Origin of the sequence: Nocardia beijingensis NBRC 16342 (assembly GCF_001612785.1) — a bacterium.
In the GTDB taxonomy this organism is placed as follows: domain Bacteria; phylum Actinomycetota; class Actinomycetes; order Mycobacteriales; family Mycobacteriaceae; genus Nocardia; species Nocardia beijingensis.
In genome coordinates, this window is sequence record NZ_BDBC01000025.1 from 23,185 (window position 1) to 42,283 (window position 19,099).

A 19,099-nucleotide genomic window follows, 5' to 3' on the forward strand; every position below is an offset into this window, starting at 1 on the left:
ATATGAGTCGAGTATACCCCCGTAGATTGCGATCAAGTGGGTCAATGCTGTGGCACTCAGTGTCAGATCGGTCGCACTTCGGGCCGGATCACAGCGCACCGAGCTTGCGGACCAGCAAGTCGGCGATCTGCTTGGGCGGCACGTCACGCGGGAACACCGCGACGACCAGTTCGTCGGCGTTCGCGGCGCGCCCGGCACCGCGCGGGATGGCGGCCAGCTCCATCCGCAGGTCCGCCGCGCCCGCGTCCGACTCGCCGCGCACCATCCGGCGCAGCAGATAGTTGTGCGTCGCCGTCACGGCGGCGGTGAACTGCACCCGGGCCAGATCCGGGACGTCGGGCAGCCGCTCGCGCAGGTAGTCGGTGAACAGCCGTTCGTAGCGGAAGACGGTGACGATCTCCCGCTCCCGCAGCGCGGCCACCCGCCGGACCACCTGATAGCGCCGCGCCGCGATCTCCCGCCACTGCGTGAACCGCTCGAACACCTGCACCACCGCCGAGCACACCGCCTCCCACGGATCCTCGCGGGAGGCGGCCAGGAACTCCGCCGCCTGCGCCAGCTGCGACTCGTGGTCGGCGAAGATCACGTCCTCTTTCGACCGGAACTGCCGGAAGAACGTGCGCCGCGAGATGCCGGCCGCTTCCGCGATCTCGTCGACGGTCGTCGCCTCGTACCCCTTCTCGGCGAACAACCGCAGCGCCTGATCCACCACCGTGAGCCGAAAATGCGCGGTGTCGTCGCCTCCCCGCATCCGGGCGATATCCCCTGTAGTCACGAACTCACACCGTAGTCAGCGGGCCGAGAGCGCGAGTCCCCACACCTGGACCTTTCGCGATCCGCCGTCGTTTCAGCAGGTCCCGGCTCGCGCCGTGCGGTCGGTGCAGGCCGGGACCATGTGGCAGCCCCCGACGGGCACGGCGATACGCAGACCGCCCTCGGAGGCAGTGCGAGTCAGCCCGTGGGGGTACCGACATGGTGCGGCACAGATCCGCACGTCCCGGGGAGACCTCTCGCGTCCCCGGCCGCACGGCGGGCGCGCAGCCCACCGATCAGGCACAGCGTCAGCCCGAGCGTGAGCCAGACCAGCAGCACGACGACGGCGTGCGCGGCGCCACGGCCGTCGAAGAATGCGGTGGAGCGCAGTAATCGCCCGCCTGCGCCCGGCGGCAACAGCTGGCCGAGCGCGCCGGACCAGCCGGGCAGGATCTCGGGCGCGGTGGCGGTACCGGAGAGAGGGTTGCCGATGAGCATCATGACGACGGCGCCGATCCCGATCCCGGCGTATCCGAGCAGTGCCTCGAGCCCGAGAACGGTCGAAGCGATGGCCGCGATGGACAAGCCGACGGCGCCGGCGTTGGCGAGGTAGGAACCGCTCACCGAGCCGAGCCAGAACTGCAGGATCGCGGTTACGGCCAGGCCGCCCGTGGTCGCGAAGGCCAGCGCTCCGACGACCCTGCGGAACGTGCCGCGAACAAACCTGGTCAGCAGCACCGCGGCCAACAGACCACCCATGACCAAGGGCAAGGCGCCTGCGGCCAGGCCCGCTCCGCGCGGATCGTCCGCAGGCAGGGCGGCGAGGTCGCGAACCGTCGCGCCGGAACTCCCGACCCGAGCCAGGCCACCGGCCACCCCCTGCAAGGTCTGGGCGACCGCCGGACTGGCGGCCGAGGCGACGATCACCTGCGCACCGCCGGAGCCGAGGTCGATCGCCCCGTAGACCCGCCGGTCGCGGACGAGTTGTTCGGCAGCCGCGGTGTCGGCGACTTCGGTGATCACGAAGCCGCCCGGCAGCTGTCGATCGAGCCCGGCGCGGACCTGCGCGACCGCGGTGCTCGGACCCGCGACAGCGATCGGCACATCGTGGACCGACGACCGCACCGACGGCCAGGCGAAAGCGGCGAGCAACACGCTGACGATCGCCGTGAGCAGGAGGACCGCTCCGGCCACCGTCGGCCATCGGGACGGAAGGGAATCGGCGGCGAGCGGCGCCCGCGTGGTCATGTCTTCTCCTCGAGCAGGTGAGTCGGATTCAGTGCAGGGTGAGTGGGGTCTCGGCATCGACGTGGGTCAGTTTCTGCGGGTTGCGGACGTAGTAGAGGCCGGTGATGCGGGTGTCGTCCACGCGCAGCGCGATGACGCCGTCGAGTTCGCCGTTCATGTGCAGTGCCAGTGCGGGGCTGCCGTTGACCGTGGTCGCCTCGACAGTGAGGGCGATGTCGTTCCTGGTGAGTCCGCCGACGATGAAGCGGGCCACCTTGTCGGCTCCGATGACCGGGCGCGGTGTGGCCTGCTTGATACCGCCGCCATCGCTGATGGCGACGACGTCGGGGGCCAGAATGTCGAGCAGGCCTTGCAGATCGCGCGTCTCCAGAGCGCGGCGGAACGCCTCGGCGGCCACCTGGGCCTGGCGCGCGGTCACCGAGCGGCGTGGACGGCGGGCTTCGACGTGGCGGCGGGCGCGATGGGCGATCTGGTGGACAGCGGCGGGCGTCTTGTCGACCGCCGCCGCGATCTCGTCGTAGTCGAACCCGAATGCCTCACGGAGCACGAACACCGCCCGCTCGGTGGGGCTCAGTGTCTCGAGCACGAGCATCAGCGCCATCGACACGCTTTCGGCGAGCTCGACGTCCGCGGCCACGTCGGGTGTGGTGAGCAGCGGCTCCGGCAGCCAAGGCCCCACGTACGCCTCCCTGCGGCGCTTCACCGAGCGCAGCCGGTTGAGCGCCTGCCTCGTGGTGATCCGGACCAGGTAGGCGCGCGGCTCGGTGACGTGCGCCGCGTCGACCCCGACCCAACGCAACCAGGTCTCCTGCAAGACGTCGTCGGCGTCGGCCACCGAGCCGAGCATCTCGTAGGCGACGGTGAACAGCAGGTTGCGGTGCGCGAGAAACGCCTCGGTCGCTTCGACGGTGGCGTGGTCGCCGCTGTCGCGGTCCGCTGCCTCGCGGTCGGGCCGCGGTGCGGCGCCGGCTGCACTGGTTGCTTCCATCAGGTCCTCTTCTGTTGGTAGTTCGATCCGGCGACCCGGATCGCTGCACGAACGCGCGCACACCGGGTCGATCAGCGTCCGCGGTTCAATGGCTCTGCCGGGAGATCGCGCGGGTGTGGCGGCGCTGCCACACCCGGCGATCAGGGCATGGACGCGACTAGACCACCTGGTCCGCGACGACCGGCGCGCCGCCCTGTTCCCGCAGCAGCCGCGGCCGGTGCTTACCGTCCTTGGGCCAGTGGTGCGAGCCGGGCTTGCGCGCCTCGGTCACCAGATGCTTGACGCTGGCTTCGCAGGCGAACTCCTTGAGCTTCTTTCCCGCGAACCCGGGGAAATACAGCGGCAACGCGGTGTCGTCCTTGCGGCCGAGCTGGAAGATTCCGGCGTTGCGGCCGAAGCTGATGCACATGGCGGGGAAAGACAGGTCGATCGGCGCGGGCTGCTCACCCGCGATCCGGCGCAGCACCGTGTCGGCGGCGTGCGCGCCGAGGCATCCCGCGGCATAGGCGCTCATCCGGAACGGAAGGTCCGACGGCGCGGACGAGTCGCCCGCCGCGACGATGCGCTCGTCGTCGAGACTGGTCAGTGTCTCGTCGGTGAGCAGACGCCCCGCGGTATCGGTGCGCAAGCCGCTGCGGTTGGCCAGGTCCGGTACCCCGAAGCCCACAGTCCAGATCGTGACCTGACTGGCCTGCCTCCGGCCGTCGCCGAGTTCCACGGCATCCCGTGTCACCGCAGTGACCGCCGTTCCGGGGCCTTCGACGACCGTCACCCCCAGCCTGGCGAGGTACTTGCGGGCCGTGCGCCGAGCTTTCGGGTGCAGGTACGGACCGAGGACACCGCCACAGACCAACGTGACGGCGCGCCCGCGCTCGGCCAGTTCGGCGGCGGTCTCGATACCGGTCGGGCCGCCCCCGACGACCGTCACCGGGGCCGTCATGGGCGTGTCGAAGAGCACCGACCGCAGCCGCTGCGCCGCCTCCAATGTGGCGACCGGGTAGGCGAACTCGGCCGCGCCCGGCACTCGCGGTCCCGCGCTGCCGCTGCCCACCGCGTACACCAGGTAGTCGTAGCGAAGGTTGCCACCGTCGGCCAGCGTCACACTGCGCTCAGCCGGGTCGATCCGCGTCACGCTGTCCGCAACCAGCCGAACGCCCTCGGCCAGCACGTCCTGATAGTCGACGACCGCGTCATGGGTGCCGCCCACCAACTGATGCAACCGCAGCCGTGGAACGAAGACCTGGCGCGGATTGACAACGGTCACCCTCACGTCGTCACGCTGCGTCAGGCGATTCGCCGCCATCACCCCGGCATACCCGCCGCCGACCACGACCACATCGATGTTCCCGCTCATTGGTGTCTCCTTCGCTCCGAGAGGCTCGAAAACAAGACACCGCAGCCCCGAACATCCTGACACGATGTGACGCAGATCACATAATACGTCGTCACTGAGACATCGATCGAGTACCTGCACAGGGTTTCGCCGGTGCGGACCGAAGGAGCTCGGCCTGGGCCTGGCATCTGACCATGGCCGCAGGTCTACTTCGGCGCGCTACAACGCGGCTTCCAGTTCGGCGCGATGCTCGGTGACCCATCGCTGTGCGGCGCGAACGCGTGCGGGCACGCCGTTCGCGCTGAGGCGCACCATGGCGGGTTCGCCGGCAGCGGAGGCGGTTTCGATGCCGCGCGCGCAGCGCTGCTGCCACCACAGGATCGTGTCGACGAGTTCGGCGCGTTCGCCGGTTCCGTAGGCGTCGCACATGAGGCGCAGCAGTGCGGCGGTTCCGGGGAGGTCGCGGACACCGGGACCCAGGTCGAGAAACTGCCAGCAGGCATGCGCGAGATCGTGGATGCGGCGACCAGGGGCGGCGAGGTCCCAGTCCAGGAACGCCACGGGCCGCATGCCGTCGCGGTACACCGTGTTTCGCGGCGAGAGGTCGTTGTGACAGACCACCTCCGCATCCCCGGCGAGGTCGGTGCCCGCGGTCAGATCGTGGAACTCGCGGATCAGCTCCGCCACTCGAGTCAAGGCCGCGCGGGAGCCGGTCGATGCCGAGTGAAGTCCATCGAACGGCACCTGCCCGTCGAGGTAGGTGAGGATTTCGCGCCCTTGCTCGTCCATCCCCAGCAAGCGAGCCGCGCCCGCCCAGCCGGATCTCTCGAAAAACGCGAGCAGTCCGTGCACGAAATCTGCGCGTGCGCCGGGGCGGCGGCGAACGGTGTCGCCGACTCGCACCACGACGTTGACCGACCCCCCAGGTAAGGGGACCTCGGGCACCACTCAGCCCAGGAGCTTGGTGCGGAGCGCGTCGTCCTTTTGCAGAACCATCTGCTCGAGCCCGGCTTGGAACTGTTCCATGCGGGTGCGCAGGGAGGGGTCGTGGGCGGCGAGGATGCGGGCGGCGAGCAGGCCCGCGTTGCGGGCGCCGCCGATGGAGACGGTGGCGACCGGCACGCCCGCGGGCATCTGGACGATGGACAGCAGGGAATCCATGCCGTCGAGGTACTTCAGCGGCACCGGCACGCCGATCACCGGCAGCGGAGTCGCGGAGGCGACCATGCCGGGCAGGTGCGCCGCGCCGCCCGCGCCGGCGATGATGACCTTCAACCCGCGACCCGCCGCCGAACGCGCGTAGTCGAGCATGCGCTGCGGAGTGCGGTGCGCCGACACGACGCCCACCTCGAAGCGGATCCCGAACTCCGCCAGCGCCTCCGCGGCGGCCTCCATGGTCGGCCAGTCGGAGTCGCTGCCCATGATCAGGCCGACCGCGGGGGCGATGGCCAGTTCCTCACTCATGCGGATCCCATCCGTCGGTCCAGATCGCGTGCGACATCCAGTGCGCCGCCCGCTCGGCCTTCTCCCTGACCTCGGCCACGTCGTCGCCGAGGATGTTGACGTGCCCGATCTTGCGATCCTGGCGCTCGCCCTTGCCGTAGAGGTGCACCTTCGCCTCCGGCATCCTGGCGAACAGGTGGTGCAGCCGCTCGTCCATCGACATCTCCGGGGCCTGCGGCGCGCCGAGGATGTTCGCCATCACGGTCACCGGCGCCAGCGGCGCGGTGTCGCCGAGCGGGTAGTCCAGCACGGCGCGCAAGTGCTGCTCGAACTGCCCGGTGCGGGCGCCGTCCATGCCCCAGTGCCCCGAGTTGTGCGGACGCATGGCCAGCTCGTTCACCAGCAGCTCGCCCTCGACGGTCTCGAACAGCTCCACCGCCATGACGCCGACGACGCCGAGTTCCCTGGCGAGATTCAACGCCATGGTCTCCGCCGCGGCGGCCGTGTCCTCCGGCAGGCCGGGCGCAGGCGCGATGACGACCGCGCACTGTCCCTTGCGCTGCACGGTCTCCACCACGGGCCAGGTCGCCGCCTGCCCGAACGGCGAACGGGCCACCATCGCCGAGAGCTCTCGTTTCAGCTCGACCTTCGTCTCGGCCAGCAACTGGACGCCGTACGCGAGCTGATCGGTGGCGATCGCGGCGGCCTCCTCGGCGGACTCGGGCATCCACACGCCGCGCCCGTCGTAGCCGCCGCGCACCGCCTTCAGCACGATCCGCCAGCCGTGCTCGTCGCCGAAGCGCACCGCGTCGTCGACCGAGCCCACCGGCGTGAACGCGGGCACGGGGAGTCCGAGTTCGCTCAGTTTCACTCGCATCGCCAGCTTGTCCTGCGCGTAGACCAGCGCCTGCGGCGGCGGCTGCACGTTGACGCCCTCGGCGACCAGCGCCTCCAGGTGCTCGGTCGGCACGTGCTCGTGGTCGAAGGTCAGCGCGTGCGAGCCGACCGCCGCCTTACGCAGCGCGCCCAGGTCGGTGTGGCTGCCGAGCACCACCTCGGGGCTGACCTGGGCGGCCGGGTCGTCGGGCTTCTCGGCCAGCACGCGCAGCCGCTGGCCGAGGGCGATCGCCGCCTGGTGGGTCATGCGCGCCAGCTGGCCGCCGCCGATCATGGTGACGGTTGGCATGGCCGATGGATCGAAGGAACGTGCGCTCACGTCGGACAATATTGTCATGTCCGGCGCAAATGACAGTGACCGGTACACTCCGGTCTTGTGTCATTCGTCGACGACGTGGTCAGCGTCCTCCCCCAGCCGCTGCAAGATATCGCGTACCGGCAGCGGGAATTGATCAAGTTCGCGATCGTCGGCGCGACCACGTTCGTGATCGACAGCGGCATCTTCTACGTGCTCAAGTGGACGGTGCTCGCGGAGAAACCGGTCACGGCCAAGATCATTTCCGGCGTCATCGCCGTGATCGCGTCCTACATTCTGAACCGGGAATGGTCGTTCAAGAATCGTGGCGGGCGGGAACGTCACCACGAAGCGCTGCTGTTCTTCGTCGTCAGCGGCGTCGGCGTGGTACTCGCCTTCACCCCGCTGTGGATATCCAGCTACGTCTTCGACCTGCGCCAGCCCAACGTGAGCTTCACGGTCGAGAACATCGCCGACTTCATCAGCGCGTTCATCATCGGCAATCTGCTGCAGATGGCGTTCCGTTTCTGGGCGATGCGCCGCTGGGTGTTCCCCGACGAAATGAGCGAACTCGAAGCGGAATTCGTCGATCTCGTGGAAGAGGAACTCGGGCGCGGCTGAGTCACCGCGGCTCGGGCGCCACCGAGCTGGCCGGACGGGCCTTCGACCCGAGGAACACCGCGAACAGCGCGGGCCTGCGTCGCTGCAATTCCAGCCGCCCGCCGTCCGCCTCGACCAGCGCCCGCGCCAGCGCCAGCCCGACACCGGTGGAGCCGCCCGCGGAGAAACCGCGGTCGAAGATGTGCGGAGCCAGCTCGTCGCGCACCCCGTGCCCCTCGTCGGCCACCTCGACGCACACCAGCGGCTCGCGATCGGCCCCGGGCCGCACCGAGCGCACCGACACCGTGCAGGTCCCGCCGCCGTGCATGAGCGCGTTGTCCACCAGCACCGCCACCGCCTCGCGCAACCGCGAACCCGTGACCGGGGCGCGCAACGACTCGTCGCCGGTGAGGGTGAGCGTGCGGCCCGCCTCGGTGAACGGGTGCTTCCATTCGGCCACGACGCCGCGCAGCTCGTCCATCACCGGCACCGGATCGCGGTCGGCCGCGTCCTCGTCGCGGGAGGCGCGGACCAGATCGTCGATCGCGTCGGTGAGCCGGTCGACCTGGGCCATCGCCTCCTCGGCCTCGTGCACCACCTCCGGATCGGCGTGCGCGGACAACTCGTCCAGGCGCAACCGCACGGCGGTCAACCTACTGCGCAGCTGATGGGAGACGTCCGCCACCAGGGCGTGTTCGCGCTGGAGTCGTCCGGCGATCTCCACCGTCGCCGAGTCCAGCACGTCGGAGACGCGATCCAGTTCCGAGATGCCGTGCCTGCGCGGATCGGGCCGGAAATCGCCCATGGCCAGCCGCGCCGCGCGCGCGGCGACGTCCCGGAGCGGATCGGCCACCCGCCGGGCGGTGACCACCGCGACCGAGACCGCCGCGCCGAGCGAGGCGAGCACCGCCAGCGCGACCACCGCGACCGCTTGGCGCTGCATGGCGTGCATCGGCGCGGACGGCACCTCCAGGCGCAGCGACGCGGACTTGCCCATCGACAGCGACTCCACCAGCGGGTCGGACACCTGGGCCACACCGACGTCGCGGCGCACGGCGTTGTCCTGCCGCGACGGATAGACGATGGTGAGTCTGCCGTTCTCGGGCACCAGCGGCGCCACCGACCGGATGTCCAGCTCGCCGGACACCGTGCCGTCGCGTTCCTGCGCGATGATCTCCGCGGCGATCCGGTCCAGCCGGTTCTGCAGGTCGTTGCGTGTGATGTCCTCCACCCACAACCACGCCGTGTAGATGAGCGGTACGCCGAGCACCACCGTGGTGAGGGTCAGCACGGTGAGCATGGAACGCAGGATTCGGCGGCGCACGTCAGTCGGTGTTCAGCCGGAATCCGACACCGCGGACGGTGACGATGCGCCGCTCGGCCATGGGGCCCTCGTCCCCGATCTTGCGGCGCAGCCAGGACATGTGCATGTCCAACGTCTTGGACCCGCGCAACTCCGCGTCGCCCCAGACCTCGCGCAGAATGGTCTCACGCGGCACCACCTGACCGGCCCGGTCGATCAGCACCTTGAGCAACTCGTATTCTTTGTTGGCCAAACCGATTTCGACGCCGTTGACCAGTACGCGCCGGGCGGCGGGCTCCAGCCGGATACCGCCCACCTCGACCGTGTCGTCGCCGATCCCGCTGCGCCGCAACAACGCTCGCACCCGGGCGAGCAGCTCGGCGAGCCGGAACGGCTTGCCGACGTAGTCGTCGGCGCCCGCGTCCAGCCCCACCACGAAATCCACCTCGTCGGTGCGCGCGGTGAGCATCAGCACGGCCAGATCAGCGCCGCGGGCGCGCACCTGACGGCACACCTCCAGCCCGTCCATCCCGGGCAGACCGAGATCGAGAATCAGCAGGTCGTGCCCGCCTTCCAGGGCCCGCTGCAACACGGCGGGGCCGAAACTCTCGACGGTCACCGAGTAGCCCTCGCGGCCGAGCGCGCGCGACAACGGGGCCGCTATGGCGTCGTCGTCCTCGGCCAGCAGTACAGCGGTCATACGCCCAGGTTACGGGCTCACCGGTAGCTGCGACGGTCGTCCCGGCGCTCGTCGCGCCCGTCCCGATGGCGTTCGACCTCGAACACTTGGTGGTAGAGCAGCGAATGCACCTGCTGGACCGCGGGGATGTCGTCGTATTCCAGCGGCTCCGAGGAGGACGACTCGATGATCAAGGTCCCGGTGCCGAGCAGCCGATCGAACAGCCCGTGCCGGAACTGCACGCTGGAGATCCGGCTCATCGGGATGTCGATGCCGCTGTGGGTGAGCACGCCCTGACGCACCAGCACCCGCCGGTCGGTGACGATGAAATGCGTCGACTTCCAACTGATTATCGGTACGGCGCAACGCCAGAGCAGAATCGCCACATACACCACGAGCACGGTGATGAGCAGCGCCGAGCCGGTGGTGCCGGTGGCCTTCCGCGAAATGAGTCCCCCTGTGAAACCCGCGAGAGCGGTGGCCACGATGAGCGTCACGATCGGCCAGAAGAGCATCTTCCAATGCGGGTGGCGATGCAGCAGCAACCGTTCGTCGGGCGCCAGCACATCCTCGGGATAACCCATGTCAGGCACACTACCGCGTCGAAGTGCCCGAACGGCTGACACCGCAGCGCGTCATGCTGCACAATCGGCACCCTACGTGTGACCATTCCGCGCAGTGGCTCTCTGTATCGCGCAACGCCCGGCTCCATCATCGCCGATTCCGACCGTGGAGGAACGCGTGACCGAAGACCTGACCCCGCTGCAGATCCTGGCCGAACTCGAACCCGTCGCCGAAGCGAATGTCGATCGGCACCTGTCCATGGCGAAAGACTGGAATCCGCACGACTACGTGCCGTGGAGCGAGGGCCGCAACTTCGCCGCCCTCGGTGGCGAGGACTGGGCGCCGGAGCAATCCCGCCTCGGCGAGGTCGCCAGGGTCGCCATGATCACCAACCTGCTCACCGAGGACAACCTGCCCTCCTACCACCGCGAGATCGCGCAGAACTTCTCCGAGGACGGCCCGTGGGGCACCTGGGTCGATCGCTGGACCGCCGAGGAGAACCGCCACGGCATCGCCATGCGGGACTACCTGGTGGTCACCCGCGCCGTCGATCCGGTCGCCCTGGAAGAGGCTCGAATGGCGCACATGAGCAACGGCATCCAGTCGCCGGACGGGTGGGGCGGCTTCCTGGCGAGCGTCGCCTACGTCACCTTCCAGGAACTGGCCACCCGTGTGTCGCACCGCAATACCGGCAAGGCGTGTGACGACGCCGTCGCCGATCGACTGCTCCAGCGCATCGCCGCCGACGAGAACCTGCACATGATCTTCTATCGCGCAGTGTGCGGCGCGGCGCTGGACCTGGTCCCCGACCAGGCCATGCCCGCGATCACCAAGATCGTGACGAACTTCGTGATGCCGGGCGCGGGGATGCCCAATTTCCGCCGTTACGGCGTGTTGATGGCCAAGCACGGCATCTACGATCTGCGCCAGCACCTGGAGGAGGTCCTCGAACCGGTGCTCAAGCAGTGGAACGTCTTCGAGCGCACGGATTTCGGGCCGCGCGGCGAGCGGGCGCGCGACCAATTGGGCGAGTTCCTGGAGAAACTGGGCAAGGACGTGATCAAGTTCGAGGAGCAGCGCGATCGCGCCCTCGCCAGGGACGCCGCGCGTGGCGCCGCCCAGCCCGTCTAGAGACCGCCGGGCTCGGCCGATCGGGCGGCGAATGTCCCGGCAGGCTCAGTACTGGGCGCGCAGATGGGTCACGTCGCCCGCCGACACCGCTTCGCCGCCGATGAGCAGGCGGCCGTAGTCATCGATACCGTCGGCGATGCCGGTGAGCATCCGGCCGCCGGGCAGCTCGGCGCGGACCTCGGTGCCGATCGTGGCGCACCGCTCGCGGTAGGCGGCGGCCAGTTCGTCGGTCGCCCAGTCCGCGTCGCGCCAGGCGGTGAAACGCTGCGCGAACTCGGTCAGCAGCGACCGCACGAGCACCGTGCGGTCGGTCTCGCGCGCGCCCGCGATGGTCAGCGACGTGGCGTGCGGCACCGGCAGTTCTTCCCGGGTCAGACTCACGTTGAGTCCGAGCCCGATCACGACGGCGGGGGCGCCGTCCCCGCCCGCCGCGACCTCGGCCAGGATGCCTGCGACCTTGCGGCCGTCGATCAGCACGTCGTTGGGCCACTTGAGTTCCGCGGGCACGTCCGCCGTCGTCCGCAGCGCGTCGACCACGGCGACGCCGGTGAGCAGCGCCAGCCAGGCCAGCGAGGCGGGGCCGATCCCGGGCAGACGCACGAGTATCGACATCGCCAGCTGCGCCCGCGGCGGGCTGACCCAGGTCCTCGCGTGCCTGCCACGCCCCTGCACTTGGGTTTCCGCCAGCAGAACCACGCGGTCGGCGGCCGGATCGGCCGCCAGCGCGATCAGATCCGCGTTCGTGGACCCGGTCGACTCCACCACGTCGATCCGCGCGAAGAACGACAGTTCGGGCGAGTCGACGGCACTGCGCCGCAACTGCTCTGCATCCAAAGGTGGCCTCTGCACACCGGCAGGCTACTCGCCGCGCGGGCGCTACCCGGCGAGGTCGTACCCGGATACGAGCGGGTCGCGCGCCGCCATGCCCGCGTCGTCTTCCTCCCGCTCGCCTTCCGCCGTCTCCGGCAGGCACTCCGGATCGCCGTACTTCGCGGCAGTCTCCGTGGTCCGCGTCCACGCCGTCGCGGCGCCGTATTCGGCGAACGCTCTACCCCATTCCCACATGACGCGCTCCTCCCCTGAGCCCGGAATCCTTCGCCCTCAGGCTATCCGGACCCCAACGGAGCGCGATACTTGTTTTCCGCCTCCCCAACCCCGCTACCGACCAGGAAGTTTGCCTCCGAAATCTGATCTAGCTGCGGTTTTCTACTCGCCGGTAGCCCCACTCTGGGTTACAGACACGCACTGGCACTGGTTACACTGCGATGCCATGACGAGTGTCCAGCAGCAGCCCGCATCAGGTCCCGCGGGTTCCCCCGATATCCACACCACCGCTGGGAAGCTGGCTGACCTGCGGAATCGGCTGGAAGAGGCCAAGCACCCGATGGGTGAGGCCGCGGTCGACAAGGTGCACGCGAAGGGCAAGATGACCGCCCGCGAGCGCATCCTCGCCCTGCTGGACGAAGGCTCGTTCGTCGAACTCGACGCCTTGGCCCGCCACCGCAGCGTGAACTTCGGCCTGGAGAACAACCGCCCGCTCGGCGACGGCGTGGTGACCGGTTACGGCACCATCGACGGCCGCGACGTGTGCATCTTCAGCCAGGACGTCACGGTGTTCGGCGGCAGCCTCGGCGAGGTCTACGGCGAGAAGATCGTCAAGGTCATGGACCTGGCCCTGAAGACGGGCCGCCCGCTGATCGGCATCAACGAGGGCGCGGGCGCGCGCATCCAGGAGGGCGTGGTCTCCCTCGGCCTCTACGGCGAGATCTTCCACCGCAACATCCAGGCCTCCGGCGTGATCCCGCAGATCTCGCTGATCATGGGCCCCGCCGCCGGTGGTCACGTGTACTCCCCCGCGCTGACCGACTTCGTCGTGATGGTCGACGGCAGCAGCCAGATGTTCGTCACCGGCCCCGACGTCATCAAGACGGTCACCGGCGAGGACGTCACCATGGAGGACCTGGGCGGCGCGCACACGCACATGACCAAGTCCGGCGTGGCGCACTACGTCGCCTCCGGCGAGCAGGACGCCCTGGACTACGTCAAGGATCTGCTGTCCTACCTGCCGAGCAACAACCGCGCCGAGGCGCCGCGGTTCCCGGCCACCGACCCGATCGACGGCGCGATCGAGGACTCGCTCACCGAAGAGGACCTCGAACTCGACACGATCATCCCGGACTCGCCGAACCAGCCCTACGACATGCACGAGGTGATCCGTCGTCTGCTCGACGACGACGAGTTCCTCGAGGTGCAGGCCGAGCGCGCGATGAACATCGTCGTCGGCTTCGGCCGGATCGACGGCCGCAGCGTCGGCATCGTGGCCAACCAGCCCACCCAGTTCGCGGGCTGCCTGGACATCGACGCCTCGGAGAAGGCCGCGCGCTTCGTGCGCACCTGCGACGCGTTCAACATCCCGATCATCACCCTGGTCGACGTGCCAGGCTTCCTGCCCGGCACCGGACAGGAATACAACGGCATCATCCGGCGCGGCGCGAAACTGCTCTACGCCTACGGCGAGGCCACTGTGGGCAAAATCACGATCATCACCCGCAAGGCCTACGGCGGCGCCTACGACGTCATGGGTTCCAAGCACATGGGCGCCGACGTGAACCTGGCCTGGCCGACCGCTCAGATCGCCGTCATGGGCGCTTCCGGCGCCGTCGGGTTCGTCTACCGCAAGCAGCTGCAGCAGGCCGCCAAAGACGGCGGCGACGTCGATGCGCTGCGGCTCGAGCTCCAGAACGAGTACGAGGACACGCTCGTGAACCCGTACGTCGCCGCCGAGCGCGGCTACGTGGACGCGGTCATCCCGCCGTCGCACACTCGCGGCCAGATCGTCTCCGCGCTGCGTCTGCTGGAGCGCAAGATGGTGACCCTGCCGCCGAAGAAACACGGCAACATCCCGCTGTGATCGAGCGATAACCTCGATAAGCCGCGCACAAAGGGTGGCATCCGCTTCGGTAGCACTTACTCTGGCGAGTACCGGCTTGTTGCAGAGAAGCAATGAGTGCGTCCGAGGACGGTTGCTTCATCCATAACTTGTCGGAAAACGGGAACAGCCTGATCAGTTCCGCTGACCAAGGCGAAGAGAGGACCTGGCACTGTGACGACCGTGGCAGAAGAAGATGTGTTGAGCGCCGTCGAACTGGATCTCACAGTCGACCCGATCGCGGACGAGGCCGGGTCAGCCGGCTCGGACGCGACAGCGCAATCCGCCGAGGCCACCCCGGAGCCGTTCTTCCGTGTCGTGAAGGGCTCGCCGACCGACGAGGAACTCGCCGCGCTGGTGTGCGTGCTTTCCGCCGTCGCGAACAGCGCCGCGCCCGCGGGTCCGACGGGCCCGCCGGACCTGTGGGGCCACCCGACGCTGATGCATCGTGGCGCTTCCCCGTTCTCCCCGTACTCCTTCCCGCAGTTGTCCCACCTGCGCGGGTGACGCGGCTGATCCTGGCCTCCGCGTCCCCGGCCCGCCGGGAGGTGCTCCGCTCGGCGGGCATCGACCCGATCGTCCGGGTCTCCGCCGTGGACGAGGACGCGGTCGCCGCAGCCCTTCCCGATGACACGCCTCCGCAGGGCGTCGTGGTGGAGCTGGCGCGCGCCAAAGCGGCGGCCGTCGCCGCCGCGATTCCGGAGTTCGCCGCCGATTGCGTCGTGGTGGCCTGTGATTCCATGCTGCTCGTCGACGGCGAGTTGCAGGGCAAGCCGCACACCCCCGAGGTCGCTCGCGCGCGCTGGGGCGACATGGCCGGGCGCAGCGCGGATCTGGTGACCGGTCACTGCGTGCTGCGGATGCGCGACGGCGCGATCATCGCCGAGGCGGTCGATTGCAGCAGCACCACCGTGCATTTCGCCAAGCCGGAGCCGGACGAGCTGGACGCCTACATCGCGACCGGCGAGCCGCTCCAGGTGGCGGGCGCGTTCACCCTCGACGGCCTCGGCGGCTGGTTCGTCGATCGCATCGATGGCGACCCGTCCAGCGTCATCGGCATCGGATTACCACTGCTGCGCCGACTGCTTGGCGATATTGGGATCAGCGTTACGCAGCTGTGGGGCCATACGGCCTGACGGCGTGGTCAGCGCCTCGGCGTCACCGCCGGGGGGCGCCTTCGCCGGCTCCTGGGCTTCGGCGCGCTGCGCCGCGACGAGTTCCAGACGGGCCACGCACAGCTCGGGCTCCACGAACGGATGCATCCGCACGTCGACGGTCCCCTGTGCGCCGCCCCTGCGCAGGACGTCTTCCAGCAGCCCCTGATGCACGCCGCAGACCACGTCGGAATGCGTCCGCGCGAGTTCGCGCAGCGGGCATGCCGTCAGCCGGATCAGCACCTTCCCCTCGTTCTCCGGGGAAGGGTCGCGCTCGGGCGCGAAACCCAGTTCCGACATCAACGTCATCGTGAGGTCCTTGGCGTCATCCAGCGACTCGACCCGATGGTCACCGACGTCGAGTCTGCTGCCCCAGGCGCGGCCCGCCGCGTTCGCCGCCTCGGCTCTGCGCCGGGGATCGGGACCGAGCTGGTCGGCGAGCACCTGCGCCAGATCCTGGTAGCCGACCGATCGCTGCACCGCGCTGTATCCGATGCGCGGCCGCCCGCGGCCACGCGGCGGCTGCTGGAACTGCCGGACGAGGGATTCCCTGGTGAGCACGTCCAGGTGGAATCGGACCGTGGTGACGTGCTGTCCGGTGATTCTGGCCAGTTCCTGGGCGTCGAGAGGCTCGCTGGCGCCACGTAGGATCGCGAGCAGTCGCCGCCGCGGCCAAGAATCGGACATAGCTCACCCCTCCTCCCGGGAGACTTTATCGGATGTAGGTGCCCTTTATTCGGCCCTCATCCGATTTGTGATCTGAAACGAGAGTCACTGTCGCCCCACAACTACCCTCGTTGTGAGACCTCGAACCGCCGCCACCGCCGTCCACCCATGCGTGAAGGACCCAACACCGTGCCCGTCGCTCCGGACCCTCATCCCTCGCTCGGTTCCTACGCACACCCTCACCGACTAGTAACCACGGAGTGGCTGTCGGCAAACATAGGCGCGCGGGGACTCAAGATCATCGAGGCCAACGAGGACACGCTGCTCTACGACATCGGGCACGTTCCGGGCGCCACCAAACTGGATTGGCGAAGCGATCTGAACGATCCGGTCACGCGCGACTATATCGACGGAACGCGCTTCACCGAACTGATGCGCGCGAAAGGTATCGATCGTGACGACACGGTTGTGATCTACGGCGACCGGGGCAACACCCAGGCGGCGCACGCGGCCTGGGTGTTCACCCTGTTCGGGCACGAGGACGTGCGCCTGCTCGACGGCGGCCGCGCGGCGTGGATCTCCGAAGGGCGCGACACGACGTTCGAACCCGACTACCCCGTGCGCAGCGGCTATCCGGCCGTGCGGCGCGACGACGGCACCTTTCGCGCCTTCCGCGAGGACGTGCTCGCCCACCTCGGCAAACCGGTGCTCGACGTACGCTCCGCCGAGGAGTACTCAGGCGCGCCCACGCTGCGACCGGTCGATCCGGAAGGCGCGGCATTGCGCGACGGCCACATCCCGAGCGCGTCGAACATCCCCTGGTCGGAGGCGCTGACCGCCGACGGGCGTTTCCGCTCCCGCACCGAACTCGACGACGTCTACCGCGCGTTGACCGGCGCGCAGGACGTGATCGTCTACAGTCGAGTCGGCGCGCGATCCGGTCACACCTGGTTCGTCCTGACCTACCTGCTCGGACGGCGCGGCGTACGCAACTACGACGGGTCGTGGACCGAGTGGGGCAACTCCGTGCGCATGCCGATCGCCACGGGCGGCGAACCCGGTGAAGTGCCCGCGCGCGCCGGGGCGCGGCGCACGCGAAGCAGGTAGCCGGGGCGGGGTCCCAAACACAGGACGCGTACGTTGTGATCCGCGACCTACTGTTCAGTAGGGCTAGCCGAGTTCGGCGACTGTTGGCAGACTGCCTACACTCGCCCGAGACGTAAGTTTGTCGATGACGGGAGCGGAGCCTGCGCAGCGACCCCACCCCCCGGCGAAGCGACCAGAAGAATGCACACAGGAGGCTCAGTGCCCAGCCATGCCAGCGCGCGGATCACAAAGGTACTCGTAGCTAACCGAGGCGAGATCGCCGTGCGCGTGATCCGGGCGGCCAAGGACGCCGGTATCGGCAGCGTCGCCGTTTACGCCGAGCCGGATGCCGATGCCCCGTTCGTCAAGCTCGCCGACGAGGCCTTCGCCCTCGGCGGGCAGACCTCGGCCGAGTCGTACCTGGTCTTCGACAAGATCCTCGACGCAGCGGCCAAGTCCGGCGCCGACGCCATCCACCCCGGTTACGGCTTCCTGTCGGAGAACGCCGACTTCGCCCAGGCCGTCATCGACGCAGGGCTGATCTGGATCGGCCCCTCCCCGCAGTCCATCCGCGACCTGGGCGACAAGGTCACCGCGCGGCACATCGCCGAGCGCGCGAAGGCGCCGATGGCCGCGGGCACCAAGGACCCGGTCAAGGACGCGAGCGAGGTCGTCGAGTTCGCGAAGAAGTACGGCGTGCCGGTCGCCATCAAGGCGGCGTTCGGCGGTGGTGGCCGCGGCATGAAGGTCGCGCACACCATCGAGGAGATCCCGGAGCTGTACGACTCGGCCGTGCGTGAGGCCACCGCCGCCTTCGGTCGCGGCGAGTGCTTCGTCGAGCAGTACCTGGACAAGGCCCGCCACGTCGAGGCTCAGGTCATCGCCGACAAGCACGGCAACGTCATCGTCGCGGGCACCCGCGACTGCTCGCTGCAGCGGCGCTTCCAGAAGCTCGTCGAGGAGGCCCCCGCGCCGTTCCTGTCCGACGAGGTGCGCGCGAAGATCCACGCCTCGGCCAAGGCCATCTGCAAGGAAGCCGGTTACTACGGCGCGGGGACTGTCGAGTACCTGGTGCAGGGCGAGACCGTCTCCTTCCTCGAGGTGAACACCCGTCTGCAGGTCGAGCACCCGGTCACCGAGGAGACCGCGGGCATCGACCTGGTGCGCCAGCAGTTCCGCATCGCCAACGGCGAGAAGCTGGAGATCACCGAGGACCCGACGCCGCGCGGCCACGCCTTCGAGTTCCGCATCAACGGCGAGGACGCGGGCCGCAACTTCCTGCCCGCCCCCGGCCCGGTCACCGTGTACAAGGAGCCCACCGGCCCCGGTGTCCGCGTCGACTCCGGCGTGGTGCAGGGCAGCGTGATCGGCGGGCAGTTCGACTCGATGCTGGCCAAGCTGATCGTCACCGGCGAGAACCGCACGCAGGCGCTGGAGCGGGCGCGGCGCGCGCTGGCCGAGTTCGAGGTCGACGGTCTGGCCACGGTCATCCCGTTCCACCGGGCGATCGTCGAGGATCCGGCGTTCATCGGTGACGGCGAGAAGTTCGACGTCTACACCAAGTGGATCGAAACCGAGTGGGTCAACACCGTCGAGCCCTTCACCGGTGCGGGCGCCCCGGCCGACGAGGAGGAAGAGGCGCCGCGGCAGAAGGTCGTCGTCGAGGTCGGCGGACGCCGGGTCGAGGTGTCGCTGCCGGGCAACTTCACGGTCGGCGCCGGAGCGGCCGGAGCCGCGGGCAACGGCGCGGGCGTGATCCGCAAGAAGCCCAAGCCGCGTAAGCGCGGCGGCGCGGGCGGCGGCGCGGCCTCCGGTGACGCGGTCACCGCTCCGATGCAGGGCACCGTCGTCAAGGTCGCTGTGGAAGAAGGCCAGTCGGTCGAGGCCGGCGATCTGATCGTGGTGCTCGAGGCCATGAAGATGGAGAACCCGGTCAACGCGCACAAGGCGGGTGTGGTCACCGGACTGTCCGTCGAGGCGGGCGCGGCGATCACCCAGGGCACCGTTCTGGCGGAGATCAAGTAGTACCC

General features: G+C 69.1%; 20 protein-coding genes. 7 read left to right on the top strand and 13 right to left on the bottom strand.

Translation table 11 applies throughout. The annotated features are described in order from the left end of the window. Window positions 1-88 precede the first annotated feature (88 nt). From NB3_RS16020 to NB3_RS16050, 7 genes are all read right to left on the bottom strand, one after another. Window positions 89-751 (bottom strand): TetR family transcriptional regulator, encoded by a 663-nt coding sequence (locus NB3_RS16020; RefSeq protein WP_067803326.1) that lies wholly within the window; start codon window positions 749-751, stop codon window positions 89-91. A gap of 200 nt (window positions 752-951) precedes the next feature. Continuing rightward, the gene (locus NB3_RS16025) at window positions 952-2,001 is read right to left on the bottom strand and encodes a hypothetical protein (protein ID WP_067803329.1); all 1,050 of its coding nucleotides are present in this window, start codon (window positions 1,999-2,001) and stop codon (window positions 952-954) included. A gap of 28 nt (window positions 2,002-2,029) precedes the next feature. Further along, window positions 2,030-2,989, bottom strand: a complete 960-nt coding sequence (locus NB3_RS16030) for an RNA polymerase sigma-70 factor (protein WP_084486284.1) — start codon at window positions 2,987-2,989, stop codon at window positions 2,030-2,032. A gap of 157 nt (window positions 2,990-3,146) precedes the next feature. Next, complete coding sequence (locus NB3_RS16035; RefSeq protein WP_067803333.1) at window positions 3,147-4,343, bottom strand: NAD(P)/FAD-dependent oxidoreductase; 1,197 nt, start codon at window positions 4,341-4,343, stop codon at window positions 3,147-3,149. A 198-nt stretch (window positions 4,344-4,541) separates the two neighbouring features. After that, window positions 4,542-5,267 carry a phosphotransferase gene (locus NB3_RS16040; protein WP_067803631.1) on the bottom strand — a complete coding sequence of 242 codons (726 nt, stop codon included), beginning with the start codon at window positions 5,265-5,267 and terminating at the stop codon, window positions 4,542-4,544. Window positions 5,268-5,270: 3 nt separating this feature from the next. After that, window positions 5,271-5,786, bottom strand: coding sequence for a 5-(carboxyamino)imidazole ribonucleotide mutase (gene purE / locus NB3_RS16045; protein WP_174553213.1), 516 nt, complete (start codon window positions 5,784-5,786; stop codon window positions 5,271-5,273). Further along, the gene (locus tag NB3_RS16050) at window positions 5,779-6,999 is read right to left on the bottom strand and encodes a 5-(carboxyamino)imidazole ribonucleotide synthase (protein WP_067803337.1); all 1,221 of its coding nucleotides are present in this window, start codon (window positions 6,997-6,999) and stop codon (window positions 5,779-5,781) included. Before NB3_RS16050 ends, purE begins: the two co-directional genes overlap by 8 nt. A gap of 39 nt (window positions 7,000-7,038) precedes the next feature. On the opposite strand from NB3_RS16050, the gene NB3_RS16055 reads away from it, so the two are divergent. Next, window positions 7,039-7,578, top strand: coding sequence for a GtrA family protein (locus NB3_RS16055; RefSeq protein ID WP_067803340.1), 540 nt, complete (start codon window positions 7,039-7,041; stop codon window positions 7,576-7,578). A 1-nt stretch (window position 7,579) separates the two neighbouring features. Here the strand turns inward: NB3_RS16055 and NB3_RS16060 are convergent, their stop codons facing one another. From NB3_RS16060 to NB3_RS16070, 3 genes are read right to left on the bottom strand one after another with little or no spacing between them, the layout of a single operon-like run. Next, entirely contained in the window at window positions 7,580-8,881 is a 1,302-nt protein-coding gene (locus NB3_RS16060) for a sensor histidine kinase (RefSeq protein ID WP_067803343.1), read from the bottom strand. 1 nt (window position 8,882) lies between these two features. Continuing rightward, window positions 8,883-9,560: a response regulator transcription factor gene (locus NB3_RS16065; RefSeq protein WP_039796233.1), complete on the bottom strand. Its 678-nt coding sequence runs from the start codon at window positions 9,558-9,560 to the stop codon at window positions 8,883-8,885. 17 nt (window positions 9,561-9,577) lie between these two features. Continuing rightward, a complete protein-coding gene (locus tag NB3_RS16070) occupies window positions 9,578-10,123 on the bottom strand; it encodes a PH domain-containing protein (RefSeq protein WP_067803346.1) in 546 nt (181 codons plus the stop codon). Window positions 10,124-10,280: 157 nt separating this feature from the next. Here NB3_RS16070 and NB3_RS16075 point away from each other — a divergent pair, with 157 nt between their 5' ends. Continuing rightward, a complete protein-coding gene (locus NB3_RS16075) occupies window positions 10,281-11,234 on the top strand; it encodes an acyl-ACP desaturase (RefSeq protein ID WP_067803637.1) in 954 nt (317 codons plus the stop codon). 45 nt (window positions 11,235-11,279) lie between these two features. Here NB3_RS16075 and NB3_RS16080 read toward each other — a convergent pair whose 3' ends face one another. Continuing rightward, entirely contained in the window at window positions 11,280-12,083 is an 804-nt protein-coding gene (locus NB3_RS16080) for a biotin--[acetyl-CoA-carboxylase] ligase (protein WP_067803349.1), read from the bottom strand. Window positions 12,084-12,110: 27 nt separating this feature from the next. Next, window positions 12,111-12,299 (bottom strand): hypothetical protein, encoded by a 189-nt coding sequence (locus NB3_RS16085; RefSeq protein ID WP_067803351.1) that lies wholly within the window; start codon window positions 12,297-12,299, stop codon window positions 12,111-12,113. Window positions 12,300-12,504: 205 nt separating this feature from the next. Here NB3_RS16085 and NB3_RS16090 point away from each other — a divergent pair, with 205 nt between their 5' ends. The 3 genes from NB3_RS16090 (at window position 12,505) to NB3_RS16100 (ending at window position 15,299) form a co-directional block, all read left to right on the top strand. Then, entirely contained in the window at window positions 12,505-14,145 is a 1,641-nt protein-coding gene (locus NB3_RS16090) for an acyl-CoA carboxylase subunit beta (RefSeq protein WP_067803354.1), read from the top strand. Window positions 14,146-14,346: 201 nt separating this feature from the next. Beyond that, window positions 14,347-14,670 carry an acyl-CoA carboxylase subunit epsilon gene (locus tag NB3_RS16095; RefSeq protein ID WP_371855908.1) on the top strand — a complete coding sequence of 108 codons (324 nt, stop codon included), beginning with the start codon at window positions 14,347-14,349 and terminating at the stop codon, window positions 14,668-14,670. Continuing rightward, window positions 14,667-15,299 carry a nucleoside triphosphate pyrophosphatase gene (locus NB3_RS16100; RefSeq protein ID WP_067803360.1) on the top strand — a complete coding sequence of 211 codons (633 nt, stop codon included), beginning with the start codon at window positions 14,667-14,669 and terminating at the stop codon, window positions 15,297-15,299. Before NB3_RS16095 ends, NB3_RS16100 begins: the two co-directional genes overlap by 4 nt. On the opposite strand, the gene NB3_RS16105 is transcribed toward NB3_RS16100, so the two are convergent. Then, entirely contained in the window at window positions 15,228-16,004 is a 777-nt protein-coding gene (locus NB3_RS16105; RefSeq protein WP_067803363.1) for a helix-turn-helix transcriptional regulator, read from the bottom strand. The two genes, NB3_RS16100 and NB3_RS16105, sit on opposite strands and share 72 nt — an antisense overlap. 168 nt (window positions 16,005-16,172) lie before the next feature. Here NB3_RS16105 and NB3_RS16110 point away from each other — a divergent pair, with 168 nt between their 5' ends. Both NB3_RS16110 and NB3_RS16115 read left to right on the top strand, forming a co-directional pair. Further along, window positions 16,173-17,090, top strand: coding sequence for a sulfurtransferase (locus NB3_RS16110; RefSeq protein WP_067803640.1), 918 nt, complete (start codon window positions 16,173-16,175; stop codon window positions 17,088-17,090). 198 nt (window positions 17,091-17,288) lie between these two features. Then, entirely contained in the window at window positions 17,289-19,094 is a 1,806-nt protein-coding gene (locus NB3_RS16115; protein ID WP_067803366.1) for an acetyl/propionyl/methylcrotonyl-CoA carboxylase subunit alpha, read from the top strand. The last annotated feature ends 5 nt before the right edge of the window (window positions 19,095-19,099 follow it).

Excerpts from the sequence above, each read along its gene's own strand:
- NB3_RS16020 (WP_067803326.1), bottom strand. The coding sequence starts at position 751 with ATGCGGGGAGGCGACGACACCGCGCATTTTCGGCTCACGGTGGTGGAT.
- NB3_RS16025 (WP_067803329.1), bottom strand. The coding sequence starts at position 2,001 with ATGACCACGCGGGCGCCGCTCGCCGCCGATTCCCTTCCGTCCCGATGG.
- NB3_RS16030 (WP_084486284.1), bottom strand. The coding sequence starts at position 2,989 with ATGGAAGCAACCAGTGCAGCCGGCGCCGCACCGCGGCCCGACCGCGAG.
- NB3_RS16035 (WP_067803333.1), bottom strand. The coding sequence starts at position 4,343 with ATGAGCGGGAACATCGATGTGGTCGTGGTCGGCGGCGGGTATGCCGGG.
- purE (WP_174553213.1), bottom strand. The coding sequence starts at position 5,786 with ATGAGTGAGGAACTGGCCATCGCCCCCGCGGTCGGCCTGATCATGGGC.
- NB3_RS16050 (WP_067803337.1), bottom strand. The coding sequence starts at position 6,999 with ATGACAATATTGTCCGACGTGAGCGCACGTTCCTTCGATCCATCGGCC.
- NB3_RS16065 (WP_039796233.1), bottom strand. The coding sequence starts at position 9,560 with ATGACCGCTGTACTGCTGGCCGAGGACGACGACGCCATAGCGGCCCCG.
- NB3_RS16070 (WP_067803346.1), bottom strand. The coding sequence starts at position 10,123 with ATGGGTTATCCCGAGGATGTGCTGGCGCCCGACGAACGGTTGCTGCTG.
- NB3_RS16085 (WP_067803351.1), bottom strand. The coding sequence starts at position 12,299 with ATGTGGGAATGGGGTAGAGCGTTCGCCGAATACGGCGCCGCGACGGCG.
- NB3_RS16090 (WP_067803354.1), top strand. The coding sequence starts at position 12,505 with ATGACGAGTGTCCAGCAGCAGCCCGCATCAGGTCCCGCGGGTTCCCCC.
- NB3_RS16105 (WP_067803363.1), bottom strand. The coding sequence starts at position 16,004 with ATGTCCGATTCTTGGCCGCGGCGGCGACTGCTCGCGATCCTACGTGGC.